The following is a 15,252-nucleotide window of genomic DNA, read 5'->3' on the forward strand; positions in this document are numbered from 1 at the left end:
TCACATGTTGGAAGCCAGTTCGGATTTACGCGCGGTGCAAGAATTGCTCGGACACAGTCATTTATCGACAACGCAAATTTATACACACTTAAATTTTCAACATTTAGCAGATGTGTATGATACGGCGCATCCTCGTGCTAAACGGAAAAAATAAGGAAAAACACGATGATTTTTTACCGCACTTTCAGTGCGATTTAATGGATTTTCACTAATGAAGACAACTCAAAAATCTCTCCCTTTGTTACAAATCCACTGCCTCAATAAACATTTTGGGCAGACGCGCGTACTACGCGATATTTCCCTTGAATTGCACAGTGGCGAAATCTTGTTTTTACTCGGTGCCTCCGGTTGTGGAAAAACGACTTTGCTACGTGCTATTGCCGGTTTTGAACAACCCGATAACGGTGAAATTTACCTAAAAGAGCGGTTGATTTTGGGCGCAAATTGCAATATTCCACCGCAACAGCGTCGGCTAGGTTATGTGGTGCAAGAAGGCGTATTATTTCCACACTTGAATGTGTATCGCAATATTGCTTACGGGTTGGGCGATGGCAAAGGTCGCTCCCCGGAAGAACGACAACGCATTGACGAAGTGATGGCGCTTACCGGCATTTGTGCGCTCGCCGACCGTTTTCCACACCAACTTTCCGGCGGGCAACAGCAGCGTGTCGCCTTGGCACGCGCCATTGCGCCAAATCCTGAACTGATTTTATTAGACGAACCTTTTAGCGCCTTAGATGAACATCTGCGCCAACAAATCCGTCATGATATGTTGCAAGCACTCCGCCAAAGTGGTACTTCCGCCATTTTCGTCACCCATGATCGTGACGAGGCTTTGCGTTATGCCGATAAAATCGCTGTGTTGCAAAATGGAGAAATCTTACAAATCGCGAACCCCCGCACGCTTTATTGGTCGCCAAAACACCTTTCCACTGCCACCTTTATCGGCGAAAGCATTGTGTTGCCGGCAACCTTAAATTCACCTTCAACGGCGCATTGCCAATTAGGTGACATTTCCGTCATAGACAAAAGCCAAGGGCAACAAAGCGGCACGCTACTTCTCCGTCCGGAACAATTCTGTTTATCAAAAACACCGCAAAATTCGACCGCACTTTTTAACGCCATCGTCCGCCACGTAGAATTCAAAGGCAAAATTACGGCGATTCAAATTGAAATAAATGGCTTCGAAATTGAATTAGAGGAACACCATGGCATTGAGTTGTATGTGGGAGATAAGGTTGAGGTGTATTTATATGGCACGGGCTTGTTTTATGGGGAATAAGTGTTGGCTTTATGGCGATTGCAATTTACGTTGTAGGTAAAAAAAGCGCTATTAACGAGCACATGACTTAAAAAGTGCGGTGCATTTTTCAGTTATTTTTCAAACATAACGCTATCTCAAATGCGCTTCCAATAACGCCCTTAATTCATCTCCATCATGACAACGTTTTACGATCTCAAACAAATCCGTTGCTTCTTTATATTCACATTTCAAATACTGTAGCCATTGCTTAATGCGTGCCACGTGGTAAAAACCGCTGTCGTGGCAATTTTCTAATGTGGCGTATTTGCGCAGAATCGGCAGGATTTCAGCCCAGCTTAAGGGCGCATCGTTATGTTTTAGCACACGGCTTAAATTAGGCATATTAAGCGCCCCACGACCAACCATTAAATCTTCACAGCCGGTCATTTCTAAGCATCGTTGCCCATCTTCCCAACGCCAAATTTCGCCGTTAGCGATCACAGGAATATGGAGTTTTTGGCGGATTTCACCAATTTTTTGCCAGTTGATGCGATCAGCACGATAACCATCCGCTTTGGTGCGGCCATGAATCGCAATTTCTGTCGCACCACCTTGTTGCACCGCATCAGCAATGTCGTAAGCAAAATCAGTGGAATCCCAGCCTAAGCGCACTTTGACACTCACTGCCTGTTCTGGTGGAACGGCTTGACGAATGGCTTTGGTGGCTTGGTAAATAAGTTCCGGTTGCTTTAACAAAGAGGCGCCGCCGTTGCTGCCATTCACGGTTTTCGACGGACAGCCACAATTTAAATCAACGCCGTGGGAACCTAATTGAATAGCAAGTTCGGCATTTTCCGCCAGCCATTGGGGATGTTGTCCGAGCAGTTGCACACGTACCGGCGTACCGCTTGGCGTGTAGCCCTGTTGGAGTAATTCAGGGCAAAGACGATAAAACACTTTCGGAGGGAGGCGTTGATCCACCACACGAACAAATTCGGAAATGCACAAATCGTAATCGTTCACTTCCGTTAATAATTGACGCACGAGAGGATCAAGCACGCCCTGCATCGGGGCTAAAATGACGCGCAAAGGTTATTTCCAACCTTTGGCTTTGCAAATCAAGTCGTATGCGGCTTGAATTTGCTGGGTTTTCTCTTTCGCCATTTCCATCATTTCCGGTGGCAACCCTTTTGCCACTAATTTATCCGGATGATTTTCATTCATTAAACGACGATAAGCACGTTTCACTGTGGGCTGATCGTCTGTCGCCGTGACGCCAAGCACTTGATAAGCATCGTTTAAGGTCGGGCCAGAAGAGGATTGAGATTGCTGTTGATAGCCGCCTTGGGAGCCGGAATGTTGCTCGTAGTAGCCGCCTTGTTGATAAAAACCGCCGCGTGCAAAGTGACGCGCCGCCATTTCCATCGCCAACATTTGCTCAAATTGAACACGAGATAAGCCCAGTTCTTCAGCAACAATAAACAGCACGTCTTTTTCATTATCATGTAAATGATCATCGGAAAAGGCGGCTTGAATTTGCACGGATAAAAATGCTCGTAACAAATCGGCACGTTGTCCGCAACCCAGACGAAATTCGCGAATCACCTGACGAATCGGAAAATCCGTCTGTTTACCACGATTAAATGCCTCTTGCGCCAAACGACGACCGGCATCGTCCAGTTGCATTTGATCCATTAAATGGGTTGCTAACAGAATGTCATTTTCCGTGACACGCCCTTTGGCTTTGCTTAAATGCCCCAACACCGCAAAGGTGGTTTGCATAAACAACAGTTGACGGGTGGTTTTCGTTTTGAAGAAAGAAGAATTGACCGTGCCCAGCTCATACAGTTTTTTGTCTGCAAGATGGCCAAGAAACACTCCCGCCAACATGCCAAAAAAACCGCCCAATCGAAAGCCGATTAAGGCACCTAAAAATTTCCCAATAAAATTCATTGTCGCTCCGTTAGGGTCAAAAAAGTGCGGTAGATTTTCTCAGCAAATTGAAAAACGCGTGAAAAAACAACCGCACTTTCGCTTTATTTAATGCCGTATTGCTCACGATAAGCGCGCATTGCCGGTAAATATTGTTGGTATTCCGGTTGAGTTTCAATGAACGCCATCAAATCGGCAAAATCAATGATAGATAACACGTCGCATTGGTAATCGCGCTCGACTTCTTGAATCGCAGACAGCTCGCCATTGCCACGTTCTTGACGATTCAAGGCAATCAATACCGCGCTTAATTGCGCTTCATTGGCTTGAATAATTTGCATGGATTCACGAATTGCCGTACCGGCAGTGATCACATCATCCACCAACAACACCTTGCCGCGCAACGGACTGCCGATTAAATTGCCACCTTCGCCGTGATCTTTGGTTTCTTTGCGGTTAAAGCACACCGGTTTATTGATGTCAAAGCGGTTGAATAACGCAATAGATACCGCAGTGGCAATGGGAATGCCTTTGTACGCCGGGCCAAAAATTATGTCGTATTGCAAACCGGCATCTTGTAAGGCTGCCGCATAAAATTCACCTAAACGGGCAAGATCGGCGCCTTGATTAAACAAACCGGCGTTAAAGAAATAAGGGCTCACACGGCCGGATTTCAAGGTGAACTCACCAAATTTTAAAACCTGACGGGCAAGGGCGAATTCAATAAACTGTTGTTTATAGTTTTCCATCTTCCTATCCTTATTCTGCTAACGCCGCACGTTGGGTTTGGAAAATGACCTCACAGCCTTGTTTGGCGAGATCTAGTAAGGTTAATAATTCCTCATGGCTGAACGGTTCACCTTCTGCGGTACCTTGTACTTCAATCATGCGGCCGTCTTCCATCATGACCACATTCATGTCTGTTTCTGCGGCGGAATCTTCCACGTATTCCAAATCACATACTGCTTCGCCGTTTACGATGCCGACAGAAATCGCCGCCACCAAGCCTTTTAATGGATTTTTGCTTAATGTGCCGTTTGCCACCAAGCCGTTCAACGCATCACATAACGCCACGCAAGCGCCGGTAATGGAGGCGGTGCGTGTACCGCCGTCCGCTTGGATCACATCACAATCTAAGGTCACACAACGCTCACCAAGGGCTTCTAAATCCACCATGGCACGTAAGGAACGGGCAATTAAACGTTGAATTTCTAAGGTACGACCGCCTTGTTTGCCTTTTGCCGCTTCACGTTGCATACGGCTATGGGTAGAACGTGGCAACATGCCGTATTCCGCCGTGACCCAACCTTGCCCCTGTCCTTTTAAAAAGCGCGGCACGCCATCTTCCACGGTGGCAGTACACAACACTTTGGTATCGCCAAATTCCACCAGCACGGAACCTTCCGCGTGTTTGGTGTAATGACGGGTGATTTTAATTGGGCGGGTTTGGTGGTTGGCACGTTGATTCGGACGCATGAAAAATTCCTCGTTAAGCAATAAAAAATCGCGCCATTTTAGCACGCAAACTGACAGAAACGAAATTTGGCAGTACAATAGAACACAAATTTTAGCGCCTAAAAATGAAGGAATTATTATGATTTATAGCATGACGGCATTCGCCAGTTTAGAAATCAAAAAAGACTGGGGAAACGCAGTTTGGGAAATCCGTTCGGTTAATCAACGTTATCTGGAAACCTTTTTCCGCCTGCCGGAACAATTCCGCAGCTTGGAAAACACCTTACGCGAAACCTTACGCCAAAAACTCACTCGCGGCAAAATCGAATGTACCCTGCGTATTGATAATAAAAAACAAACTGCCGCCGAATTACACATTAATCAAGAACTTGCCACGCAAGTATTGCAATCTTTGCAATGGCTAAAACAACAAGCGGGCGAAGGAGAACTCAATTTAACCGATGTATTACGCTACCCGGGCGTAGTGGAAGTGCCGGAACAGGATGTGGATTTAATCAGCCAAGATCTATTGGTGGCGTTTGAGCAAGTGGTCGAGGAATTTATCGCTATGCGTCAACGAGAAGGGGAGAAAATCCATACGTTGCTGACACAACGCCTTGAAGCCATCAATGAAGAACAGAAAAAAGTGCGGTCCAAAATGCCGGAGATTTTACAATGGCAACGCGAGCGCATGTTGCAACGGTTTGAAGAAGTGCAACTGCAACCGGATCCACAACGTTTAGAGCAAGAGCTGATTATGTTGGCACAACGCATTGATGTCGCCGAAGAATTGGATCGTTTGCAATTACACGTGAAAGAAACGCAAAACATTCTGCGCAAAGGCGGTGCGGTGGGACGCAAGTTGGATTTCATGATGCAAGAGCTCAACCGCGAATCCAACACCTTGGCGTCTAAGTCCATCAATGTCGATGTGACCAATTCCGCCATTGAGCTTAAAGTGTTAATTGAGCAAATGCGCGAACAAATTCAAAATCTTGAGTAATTGATTGATATTTTTAAGGAAAGTACGATGGCCTATTCCCTTTTAACGGCACAGCAGGACGACATTATTTGCCCGTTAACGCACTACTCACTGATTGAAATTGCGGGCGCGGAGGCGGAAAAATATTTACAGGGGCAACTCACTTGCGATGTCACTAAGTTAGCTGTTGGCGAATCCACTCTTACCGCCCATTGCGATCCGAAAGGCAAAATGAGTGCGCTGTTCCGTTTAATTCGTCAAGATGAACAGACCTTTTATATGCTGTTGAAAAGCGCATTATTGCCATCGGCGTTGGATCAACTGAAAAAATATGCGGTGTTTTCCAAAGTCACTTTCACGCTGTTAGATTGGCAAATTCTCGGCGCCGCCGGCACAAAAGGCATCGAAAAGTGCGGTCAATTTTCTGCGCAAATTCGCATTGATGTGAAGGCGCAACAACCGCGCGTGATTTTACTCAACCCGACCCGTTTAGACCTCGAACCAACCGTTGAAGCTGGGGTTTGGGATTTATTGGACATTCAGGATGGCATCCCTAGTTTGGCAGCCGCGACCCAATTAGAATTTATTCCTCAAGCGTTAAACCTACAAAGTATCGAACAGGCGATTTCCTTCCAAAAGGGCTGTTACATCGGGCAAGAAACCGTAGCGCGCGCCAAATATCGTGGCGCCAATAAACGCGCTTTATTTATTTTCGCAGCACAAACACAAAGTCTGCCGGACATCGGTTCGGCATTGGAAATGGCACTCGGCGATAACTGGCGCGCCACGGGCACTATCACAAGTGCGGTCAATTTCCACGGTGTTTTGTGGTTACAAACCGTATTAAATACGCCGTTGGAAGAAGGTCAGGCGTTCCGCTTGCCGAATTGCCAAACCTTGCTCGACATGCAACTCTTGCCTTATGAGTTAAGCTAATGAAAGTCGGATTGGTATTAGAGGGCGGCGCCATGCGCGGGATGTTCACCGCCGGCGTGTTAGATGTTTTCCTTGATGAACAGATTCACATTGACGGCATCGTCAGCGTATCCGCTGGGGCATTATTCGGCGTGAATTTTCCTTCGAAACAAAAAGGCCGTGTCCTGCGCTACAACAAAAAATACCTCAACGACAAACGCTACATGGGCTGGCACAGCCTGTTCACCACGGGCAATATCGTCAACAAAGATTTTGCCTTTTATCAGCTACCTTTTGAATTGGACGTCTTCGATCAAGCAGCATTCGCCCGTTCGGGCATCGACTTTTACACGGTGTTAACCAACGTAGAAAGCGGCGAAGCGGAATATGTGAAAATCCACGATGCCTTTGAGCAAATGGAAACCCTGCGTGCCACCTCTGCCATGCCTTTCGTATCAAAAATGGTGGAAATCAACGGCAAAAAATATTTAGACGGTGGCATTGCAGACAGTATTCCGTTGCATTTCTGCCAACAGTTGGGCTACGACAAAATCATCGTCGTGCTCACCCGCCCATTGGATTACCGCAAAACGCCGACCAATCCGCTGATTTTTAATGCTTTTTATCGCCGTTACCCAAAACTGGTCGAACGCCTGACCAACCGCTATGCCGACTATAACCGTGCAGTGGAAGACGTCATTCGTTTTAACGAACAAGGCGAGATTTTTGTGATTCGTCCTTCTGTTACGCTGCCTATTCGCCGTATTGAAAAAGACGTCGCCAAAGTGCAGGCAATGTATGACTTAGGGGTGAAAGATGCGAAAACGGTGATACCGGCATTAAAACGGTATTTATCAGAGCCGTTTTAGAAGATAACACTTGCAGAGTGGTTTATCTTTTAGTAGAATTCACAGGCTTTAATTATAGAAGCCGTTTAATGTAATCATTTATTAAACGGGTATTACGATATGTAATACTAACAATGTCTCCGATTTGGAGACTATATAACAGGTAGCTTGCACCTCCTTTTCTTGTTGTTTTGATGTAAGAATTGTGATGGTGTTAGTTTTTTTATTAGCTAAATTTATTGGAGCTCTGGTCTCATGCAGAACCAAAGAATCCGTATCCGCCTTAAAGCGTTTGATCATCGTTTGATCGATCAATCCACAGCGGAGATCGTTGAAACAGCTAAACGTACCGGTGCGCAAGTGCGTGGTCCGATTCCTTTACCAACTCGTAAAGAGCGTTTCACAGTATTGATTTCTCCACACGTAAATAAAGATGCGCGTGACCAATATGAAATCCGTACTCACAAACGTTTAGTTGATATTGTTGAGCCAACAGAAAAAACTGTTGATGCTTTAATGCGTTTAGACTTGGCTGCCGGCGTTGACGTGCAGATCAGCCTAGGTTAATTAAGAGGTTATTACAATGATTGGTTTAGTCGGTCGTAAAGTCGGTATGACCCGTATCTTCAATGAAGATGGCGTGTCTGTACCGGTTACCGTTATCGAAATCGAAGCCAACCGCGTAACTCAAGTTAAAACTCTTGAAAACGATGGCTATACTGCAGTTCAAGTTACCACTGGCTCTAAAAAAGCAAGTCGTGTAACGAAGCCTGAAGCGGGTCATTTCGTGAAAGCTGGCGTTGAAGCTGGTCGCGGTTTATGGGAATTTCGTACTGAAGGTGAAGAATTCACTTTAGGTCAAGAAATTAACGTTGACATCTTCGCAGATGTTAAAAAAGTTGATGTTACCGGTACTTCTAAAGGTAAAGGTTTCCAAGGTGGTGTTAAACGTTGGAACTTCCGTACTCAAGATGCTACCCACGGTAACTCTTTATCACATCGTGTTCTCGGTTCTATTGGTCAAAACCAAACTCCGGGCCGTGTGTTTAAAGGTAAAAAAATGGCAGGACACTTAGGTAATGAACGTGTAACCGTTCAATCCCTTGAAGTTGTTCGTGTAGATGCTGAGCGTAAATTGCTATTAGTAAAAGGTGCCGTTCCGGGTGCTACTGGTAGTGATGTTATCGTTAAGCCGGCAGTTAAAGCATAGGTCTAGGAGATAGAGATGGAATTACAAGTTGTTGGTGCTAATGCACTCACTGTTTCTGAAACTACCTTCGGCCGTGAGTTTAACGAAGCGTTGATTCACCAAGTTGTTGTTGCTTATGCAGCAGGTGCTCGTCAAGGTTCTCGTGCACAAAAAACTCGTGCTGAAGTGTCCGGTTCAGGTAAAAAACCTTGGCGTCAAAAAGGTACAGGTCGTGCTCGTTCCGGTGATATTAAATCACCAATTTGGCGTTCTGGTGGTGTCACTTTCGCAGCGAAACCACAAGATCACAGTCAAAAAGTGAACAAGAAAATGTACCGCGGTGCAATCAAAAGCATTCTTTCCGAGCTTGTTCGTCAAGATCGTTTAGTTGTTGTTGATAAATTTGAAATTGATGCACCAAAAACCAAAGTATTAGTACAAAAATTAAAAGAATTAGCACTTGAAGATGTGTTAATCATCACAGCAAGTTTAGATGAAAATCTGTTCTTGGCAGCACGTAACTTATACAAAGTAGATGTTCGTGATGCTCAAGGTATTGATCCGGTAAGTTTAATTGCTTTCGATAAAGTAGTTGTAACTGTGGATGCTGTGAAGCAAATTGAGGAGATGTTAGCATGAGTCAAGAACGTTTGCTAAAAGTGCTTAAAGCACCACATGTCTCTGAGAAAGCAACAAATAACGCTGAGAAGTCAAACACAATCGTTTTCAAAGTCGCTTTAGATGCGAACAAAGTAGAAATTGCTAATGCAGTAGAGCAACTTTTTGAAGTGAAAGTGGATTCTGTTCGTACCGTTGTGGTGAAAGGTAAAACTAAACGCCGTGGTGCTAAGATGGGACGTCGCAGTGACTGGAAAAAAGCTTATGTTACACTTCAAGAAGGACAATCTTTGGACTTCGTTGAAGGCGCAGCAGAGTAATTACGGAGGAGTAGAAGATAATGGCTATCGTTAAATGTAAGCCGACCTCCGCTGGTCGTCGTCATGTTGTTAAAGTTGTTAACCATGAATTGCACAAAGGTAAACCTTTCGCTGCGCTTTTAGATACTAAATCTAAAACTGGTGGTCGTAACAACTATGGTCGTATTACTACTCGTCACATCGGTGGCGGTCACAAACAACACTATCGTTTAATTGATTTTAAACGTAATAAATTAGACATTCCTGGTGTTGTTGAACGTTTAGAATACGATCCGAATCGTTCTGCAAATATTGCTTTAGTGCTTTATAAAGACGGTGAACGTCGTTATATCTTAGCACCAAAAGGTTTGGCTGCAGGTGATCAAATCCAAGCGGGTGCACATGCGCCAATTAAAGTTGGTAACTCATTACCAATGCGTAATATCCCGGTTGGTTCTACCGTACATAATGTTGAATTAAAACCAGGTAAAGGCGGTCAAATTGCTCGTTCAGCTGGTGCTTATGTACAGATCATTGCCCGTGAAGGTAATTATGTGACTTTACGTCTCCGTTCTGGCGAGATGCGTAAAGTGTTGGCTGAATGTTCTGCCACCATTGGTGAAGTAGGCAACTCAGAGCATATGCTTCGCGTATTGGGTAAAGCCGGTGCTAACCGCTGGAGAGGTGTACGCCCTACAGTTCGTGGTACTGCAATGAACCCAGTAGATCACCCGCACGGTGGTGGTGAAGGTCGTAACTTTGGTAAACACCCAGTAACACCTTGGGGCGTTCAAACTAAAGGTAAGAAAACTCGCCATAACAAACGTACTGATAAATATATCGTACGTCGTCGTGGTAAATAATTTTAATTAAATAAGAGGATAAGCCATGCCACGTTCTCTCAAGAAAGGTCCTTTCCTTGACCTACACTTGTTGAAGAAGGTAGAGAAGGCGGTGGAAAGCGGGGATAAAAAACCAATTAAAACTTGGTCCCGTCGTTCAATGATCATTCCATCAATGATTGGATTGACCATCGCAGTCCATAATGGTCGTCAGCATGTTCCTGTTTATGTTTCTGATGAAATGATCGGTCATAAATTAGGCGAATTTGCACCGACTCGTACTTACCGCGGTCACGCTGCGGACAAGAAAGCTAAGAAGTAAGGGGTAAAAGATGGAAACTATTGCAAAACATCGTTACGCTCGCACTTCAGCGCAAAAAGCTCGCTTAGTTGCGGATTTAATCCGTGGCAAGAAAGTGGCTCAAGCTCTAGAAATTCTTACTTACACGAATAAAAAAGCATCTGCTTTAGTGAAGAAAGTTCTTGAGTCAGCGATTGCTAATGCTGAGCACAATGACGGTGCAGATATCGATGATCTTAAAGTTGCGAAGATTTTCGTAGATGAAGGTCCAAGCATGAAACGTGTTATGCCACGTGCTAAAGGTCGTGCAGATCGTATTTTAAAACGTACAAGCCACATCACTGTGGTTGTGTCAGATCGTTAATAAGTAGAGGAATAACAATGGGTCAAAAAGTACATCCACATGGTATTCGCCTAGGTATTGTAAAACCTTGGAGCTCTACTTGGTTTGCGAATACACAAGACTTCGCTGACAATCTTGAAGGCGATTTCAAAGTACGTCAATTCTTAAACAAAGAATTAGCGAATGCTTCCGTTTCACGTATCACTATTGAACGTCCAGCGAAAAGTATTCGTGTAACTATTCACACAGCTCGCCCGGGTATCGTTATTGGTAAAAAAGGCGAAGATGTTGAAAAATTACGCAACGCAGTAGCAAAAATCGCAGGCGTTCCAGCGCAAATCAACATTGCTGAAGTGAAAAAACCTGAATTAGATGCAAAATTAGTTGCAGACAGTATCGCTTCACAATTAGAACGTCGTGTTATGTTCCGTCGTGCTATGAAGAAAGCGGTACAAAACGCAATGCGTTTAGGCGCTAAAGGTATCAAAGTTGAAGTTAGCGGACGTTTGGGCGGTGCTGAAATTGCTCGTTCTGAATGGTATCGTGAAGGTCGTGTACCTCTACATACATTACGTGCGGACATCGACTATAACACTGCAGAAGCTCATACTACATACGGCGTAATCGGCGTTAAAGTATGGATCTTCAAAGGTGAGATTCTTGGTGGAATGGCTGCGCTAGCGCAACCGGAACAACAACCTGCCGACAAGCCTAAAAAGGCTCCGCGCGGTAAAGGTCGTAAGTAAGGAGAATCGCTAAATGTTGCAACCAAAACGTACAAAATTCCGTAAAGTTCACAAAGGCCGTAACCGCGGTATCGCGGGCGGTACAGAAGTTAGCTTCGGTACTTTCGGTTTAAAAGCTGTTGGTCGTGGTCGTTTAACTGCGCGTCAAATTGAAGCCGCTCGTCGTGCGATGACACGTGCAGTAAAACGTCAAGGTAAAATCTGGATTCGTGTATTCCCAGATAAACCAATTACTGAAAAACCACTAGAAGTCCGTATGGGTAAAGGTAAAGGTAACGTTGAGTACTGGGTAGCCTTAATCCAACCGGGTAAAGTTCTCTATGAAATGGATGGTGTGTCTGAAGAGATCGCAAGAGAAGCATTTGCTTTAGCAGCTGCTAAATTGCCAATTAAGACCACTTTCGTAACTAAGACGGTGATGTAATGAAAGCTCAAGAACTACGTACAAAAAGTGTTGAAGAGCTGAATGCTGAATTGGTTAACTTGTTAGGTGAGCAATTCAAGTTGCGTATGCAAGCAGCCACCGGTCAGCTTCAACAAACCCATCAGTTAAAACAAGTGCGTCGTAGTATTGCACAAATTAAAACTGTTCTAACCGAAAAGGCGGGTGAGTAATGACTGATAAAATTCGTAGCGTGCAAGGTCGTGTAGTAAGTGACAAGATGGAGAAATCTTTCGTTGTTGCTATTGAACGCAAGGTTAAACACCCACTTTATGGTAAGTTTATCCGTCGCACAACTAAACTACATGTGCACGATGAAAATAACGAAGCTAAATTAGGTGATTTAGTAGAAGTTCGCGAATGTCGTCCGATTTCTAAAACTAAATCATGGACTTTAGTTCGTGTAGTTGAGAAAGCAGTAATTGCTTAATTAACGACAAAAAGTAATAAAATAAAAGCCAATAGTGTAAAGCTATTGGCTTTTTTATTTTTAAAGTGCGGTTAAAATTTTACAAATTTTAACCGCACTTTTTTTCAGTAAGCTAATTTCGCAAAGAAGTATACTTCTTTTAGGTGTTATTGACATAACACCTAAACAAACACTGATAAAAATATTTTTAATAAGGATATTGGAGAAAATTATGCCAAAGATTGAATTGTCAAGTAAATGGTTTTGTGATGGGCGTGAGTTAAAACCTAAAGTTGGAGCAAATCAAAGTGATATTTGGATATATGATGGACGTGAATTAAGACCTAAAGTTGGAGCAAAACAAAGTGATATTTGGGTATATGATGGACGTGAGTTAAAACCTAAAGTTGGAGCAAAGCAAAGTGATATTTGGGTGACAGAAGGGAATAAGATTAAGCCTAAAGTTTCAGCAAACTATAATACTACTTATGAACTAAGTGGTAACCCTATTCTAGTTGCTTTTGGTCAGATTGTTTTAAAACTTTGGTAAGAGGGAGGTAATTATGTCTAAAAAAATCAGAAGTTGTGCAATTTATAAAGATTTAATTATCGAATCTGCTGAAGATTATACCGTTACTATCAGATGCCGTGACAGAAAAACACGAAACATGTTAAGAGAAATTTCTGAAGATCTTGGTTTTGAATATTCTGACGAATGGAATACTCGTTATTTTGGCCATCGATTAATTAATTTCATCAACGGTGTTGATACTCGTAGAGAAACTACAAAATTAGCGGAGGATAAATTCCCAGAAGAACTTATCTCAGATACTGATACTACAGAGTATATTTCTGATGAGGATTGGGAATGGTGGTGTGGATTATCAGATACACTAAAATATATTGTGTTATGGAATATTAAAGATGAATTTCTTGATGAAGACTATGGCTTGACTCCTGAATACGATGATTTAAGTCAGGAAATTTCTACAGAACTAGATCTTTATGACAGAAATGGTGCAATCGCTTTCTATTTGAAAGATTATATTGTAGGTGTGCATTTCTCAGATGGTAATTTTGAACCTGGAATAACTCATAAATTTGTCATTCCGGATAATGTGTATAATATTAGAGAGTTGCCTAAATTGTCACATATTAAGCAATTGTCTTCATTATCGTTCCATGGTTGGGGTGGCGGTTTTGGTTCGGAGGAAATTGATTTGCTTGCTCAAATTCCTCAACTGAAAGAACTGGATCTTACTACTAATAGTGTTTCTGGAGATGCTCTAGAAAAATTATCTTCGTTGACTAATTTAAGAACTCTTTCTTTACCATATTCGGGGGATTGGAGTGCTGATGAGTGTAGTATGTTAGCCGCATTAGGTGATAAATTACCAAATTGTGTAATTAATCTACATGTTGGTACTTATGAGGATATTAGTAATCTTGCTGCATTAAAAAGCCTTAATGTATCATCACTTTCATTCAGAGATTGGGATGAGTCTGTAAAAGAAGATGTAATAGATTTGATAATTTCATTCTCTAGTATTAAAGAATTAGACCTTTCTGGTAATAAAGTAGATATTCAATTATTAGCTAAATTAGCGTCTTTGCCTAATTTAAGCACCCTTTATTTAGAAGATACTAAGAATTTTGATTACTACAGCATAGAACCTGACAGTGATGAGTGTAATCAACTTCAAAGTGCATTACCAAATTGTAAAATTCGGTATAGCATATAATAAGTTGGATTTACAATTGACTGACTTTATAAATAACACCGTGTGTAATACATGCGGTGTTTATTATTTTTATTGTAGAATGGCAAGTATATAGAAAGAAATATTACTTATTCTTTTTGGTGTTCCCATATTTAAATGAATTTCAAGTATTGGAGAAAATGTGGAAAAGTCTTTACCTCCTAAACCCAGTTTTTCAGAAGTTAATAAATATCTAGATGAATGGAAAAATCTTGAAGGTTATACTTCACAAGAAGAGGCATTAAATAAACTTTTTCTAGAGTTATTACCTGGAAATTCTGAAATAGCTGATATTTTATTAAAGGCATCATGTTTAAATGATTTTTATAGCACAAGAATATTTGCTATTTATCCTGTGGCAAAACGTATTTTAAGTATTAAAGATCTAGATAAACGTTTAAAGGCTGGTGATATCAAATTAGTTCGTGAATTAGGAAACGTAAAAATTGGTAATAACAAAAGGTATTTTTATTCTTTTGCGACTAAATATTGTAGTCATCATAATCCAATTGCTTTCCCAATTTATGATAGTTATGTGGAGAGAGTTCTCTTATATTTTAATAAAATAGATAAATTTTCATCATTTAAAAGAATAGATCTAAAAGATTACAGAAAATTTAAAGGAATTTTGTTGGATTTCCAAAGATATTATAAATTAGAGAGATTTAAGTTAAAAGAAATTGATCGCTATCTCTGGTTGTTAGGCAAGGAAATTTTCCCAAGATATAAAAACTGATAAGTTTCTCTAATGTAATAATTCGCTTCATTTTTTTCTAACCCTTATTTTTTCATTCGATGAATTTTGAATGTATAGAGATATTTTTATAATTCTAAAAACTGCGGTAAATTTCAACCGCACTTTTAGCAAACGACTTAAGAAGAGGAAGGCAAATTATCGTTGCCTTTCTCTTTTTCTTTTGATAGAATC

General features: G+C 42.2%; 23 protein-coding genes. 19 read left to right on the forward strand and 4 right to left on the reverse strand.

Features of this window, described 5'->3' with window-relative positions:
* A partial coding sequence (locus Q0203_RS05375) for a tyrosine-type recombinase/integrase (RefSeq protein ID WP_297930119.1) occupies positions 1 to 154 on the forward strand: 154 nt, incomplete at its 5' end.
* Positions 155 to 211: 57 nt separating this feature from the next.
* Positions 212 to 1,282, forward strand: a complete 1,071-nt coding sequence (locus Q0203_RS05380) for an ABC transporter ATP-binding protein (protein WP_297930090.1) — start codon at positions 212 to 214, stop codon at positions 1,280 to 1,282.
* Between the two features lie 111 nt (positions 1,283 to 1,393).
* On the opposite strand, the gene dusC is transcribed toward Q0203_RS05380, so the two are convergent.
* The 4 genes from dusC to rph form a co-directional block, all read right to left on the reverse strand.
* Complete coding sequence (dusC, locus tag Q0203_RS05385; RefSeq protein ID WP_297930092.1) at positions 1,394 to 2,332, reverse strand: tRNA dihydrouridine(16) synthase DusC; 939 nt, start codon at positions 2,330 to 2,332, stop codon at positions 1,394 to 1,396.
* Positions 2,333 to 2,335: 3 nt separating this feature from the next.
* Positions 2,336 to 3,196 (reverse strand): co-chaperone DjlA, encoded by an 861-nt coding sequence (gene djlA, locus Q0203_RS05390; protein WP_111306136.1) that lies wholly within the window; start codon positions 3,194 to 3,196, stop codon positions 2,336 to 2,338.
* Between the two features lie 83 nt (positions 3,197 to 3,279).
* Complete coding sequence (pyrE, locus tag Q0203_RS05395) at positions 3,280 to 3,924, reverse strand: orotate phosphoribosyltransferase (RefSeq protein ID WP_297930095.1); 645 nt, start codon at positions 3,922 to 3,924, stop codon at positions 3,280 to 3,282.
* Positions 3,925 to 3,934: 10 nt separating this feature from the next.
* The gene (gene rph / locus Q0203_RS05400; RefSeq protein WP_006719470.1) at positions 3,935 to 4,651 is read right to left on the reverse strand and encodes a ribonuclease PH; all 717 of its coding nucleotides are present in this window, start codon (positions 4,649 to 4,651) and stop codon (positions 3,935 to 3,937) included.
* 118 nt (positions 4,652 to 4,769) lie between these two features.
* On the opposite strand from rph, the gene Q0203_RS05405 reads away from it, so the two are divergent.
* The 17 genes from Q0203_RS05405 to Q0203_RS05485 all read left to right on the forward strand — a co-directional run bounded on the left by Q0203_RS05405 (position 4,770) and on the right by Q0203_RS05485 (position 15,060).
* Positions 4,770 to 5,633 carry a YicC/YloC family endoribonuclease gene (locus tag Q0203_RS05405; protein ID WP_297930097.1) on the forward strand — a complete coding sequence of 288 codons (864 nt, stop codon included), beginning with the start codon at positions 4,770 to 4,772 and terminating at the stop codon, positions 5,631 to 5,633.
* 27 nt (positions 5,634 to 5,660) lie between these two features.
* Positions 5,661 to 6,548, forward strand: coding sequence for a folate-binding protein YgfZ (locus tag Q0203_RS05410; protein WP_297930099.1), 888 nt, complete (start codon positions 5,661 to 5,663; stop codon positions 6,546 to 6,548).
* On the forward strand, positions 6,548 to 7,396 hold the full coding sequence (locus Q0203_RS05415) for a patatin-like phospholipase family protein (RefSeq protein ID WP_297930101.1): 849 nt from the start codon (positions 6,548 to 6,550) through the stop codon (positions 7,394 to 7,396). Before Q0203_RS05410 ends, Q0203_RS05415 begins: the two co-directional genes overlap by 1 nt.
* Positions 7,397 to 7,630: 234 nt before the next feature.
* Positions 7,631 to 7,942 carry a 30S ribosomal protein S10 gene (gene rpsJ / locus Q0203_RS05420; RefSeq protein ID WP_001181005.1) on the forward strand — a complete coding sequence of 104 codons (312 nt, stop codon included), beginning with the start codon at positions 7,631 to 7,633 and terminating at the stop codon, positions 7,940 to 7,942.
* 16 nt (positions 7,943 to 7,958) lie between these two features.
* Positions 7,959 to 8,585 carry a 50S ribosomal protein L3 gene (gene rplC, locus Q0203_RS05425; RefSeq protein ID WP_005545484.1) on the forward strand — a complete coding sequence of 209 codons (627 nt, stop codon included), beginning with the start codon at positions 7,959 to 7,961 and terminating at the stop codon, positions 8,583 to 8,585.
* Positions 8,586 to 8,600: 15 nt separating this feature from the next.
* Entirely contained in the window at positions 8,601 to 9,203 is a 603-nt protein-coding gene (gene rplD, locus Q0203_RS05430) for a 50S ribosomal protein L4 (RefSeq protein WP_005556240.1), read from the forward strand.
* Positions 9,200 to 9,502, forward strand: a complete 303-nt coding sequence (gene rplW, locus Q0203_RS05435; RefSeq protein WP_005701885.1) for a 50S ribosomal protein L23 — start codon at positions 9,200 to 9,202, stop codon at positions 9,500 to 9,502. Before rplD ends, rplW begins: the two co-directional genes overlap by 4 nt.
* A gap of 20 nt (positions 9,503 to 9,522) precedes the next feature.
* The gene (gene rplB / locus Q0203_RS05440; RefSeq protein ID WP_021615553.1) at positions 9,523 to 10,344 is read left to right on the forward strand and encodes a 50S ribosomal protein L2; all 822 of its coding nucleotides are present in this window, start codon (positions 9,523 to 9,525) and stop codon (positions 10,342 to 10,344) included.
* Between the two features lie 25 nt (positions 10,345 to 10,369).
* The gene (gene rpsS / locus Q0203_RS05445; protein WP_005539416.1) at positions 10,370 to 10,645 is read left to right on the forward strand and encodes a 30S ribosomal protein S19; all 276 of its coding nucleotides are present in this window, start codon (positions 10,370 to 10,372) and stop codon (positions 10,643 to 10,645) included.
* Between the two features lie 10 nt (positions 10,646 to 10,655).
* Positions 10,656 to 10,988: a 50S ribosomal protein L22 gene (gene rplV, locus Q0203_RS05450; protein WP_005539363.1), complete on the forward strand. Its 333-nt coding sequence runs from the start codon at positions 10,656 to 10,658 to the stop codon at positions 10,986 to 10,988.
* 17 nt (positions 10,989 to 11,005) lie between these two features.
* Positions 11,006 to 11,713 (forward strand): 30S ribosomal protein S3, encoded by a 708-nt coding sequence (gene rpsC / locus Q0203_RS05455; RefSeq protein WP_005715746.1) that lies wholly within the window; start codon positions 11,006 to 11,008, stop codon positions 11,711 to 11,713.
* Positions 11,714 to 11,726: 13 nt separating this feature from the next.
* Positions 11,727 to 12,137 (forward strand): 50S ribosomal protein L16, encoded by a 411-nt coding sequence (gene rplP / locus Q0203_RS05460; protein ID WP_005715748.1) that lies wholly within the window; start codon positions 11,727 to 11,729, stop codon positions 12,135 to 12,137.
* Positions 12,137 to 12,328: a 50S ribosomal protein L29 gene (rpmC, locus tag Q0203_RS05465; protein WP_005539356.1), complete on the forward strand. Its 192-nt coding sequence runs from the start codon at positions 12,137 to 12,139 to the stop codon at positions 12,326 to 12,328. Before rplP ends, rpmC begins: the two co-directional genes overlap by 1 nt.
* Positions 12,328 to 12,585, forward strand: coding sequence for a 30S ribosomal protein S17 (rpsQ, locus tag Q0203_RS05470; RefSeq protein WP_005539352.1), 258 nt, complete (start codon positions 12,328 to 12,330; stop codon positions 12,583 to 12,585). The genes rpmC and rpsQ overlap by 1 nt, the downstream gene beginning before the upstream one ends.
* A gap of 211 nt (positions 12,586 to 12,796) precedes the next feature.
* Entirely contained in the window at positions 12,797 to 13,114 is a 318-nt protein-coding gene (locus Q0203_RS05475; protein WP_297930114.1) for a hypothetical protein, read from the forward strand.
* Between the two features lie 13 nt (positions 13,115 to 13,127).
* Positions 13,128 to 14,306, forward strand: a complete 1,179-nt coding sequence (locus Q0203_RS05480) for a hypothetical protein (RefSeq protein ID WP_297930116.1) — start codon at positions 13,128 to 13,130, stop codon at positions 14,304 to 14,306.
* Between the two features lie 160 nt (positions 14,307 to 14,466).
* A complete protein-coding gene (locus Q0203_RS05485) occupies positions 14,467 to 15,060 on the forward strand; it encodes a hypothetical protein (protein ID WP_297930117.1) in 594 nt (197 codons plus the stop codon).
* Positions 15,061 to 15,252 lie beyond the last annotated feature (192 nt).

This window comes from uncultured Aggregatibacter sp., assembly GCF_938046485.1.
Classification (GTDB): domain Bacteria; phylum Pseudomonadota; class Gammaproteobacteria; order Enterobacterales; family Pasteurellaceae; genus Aggregatibacter.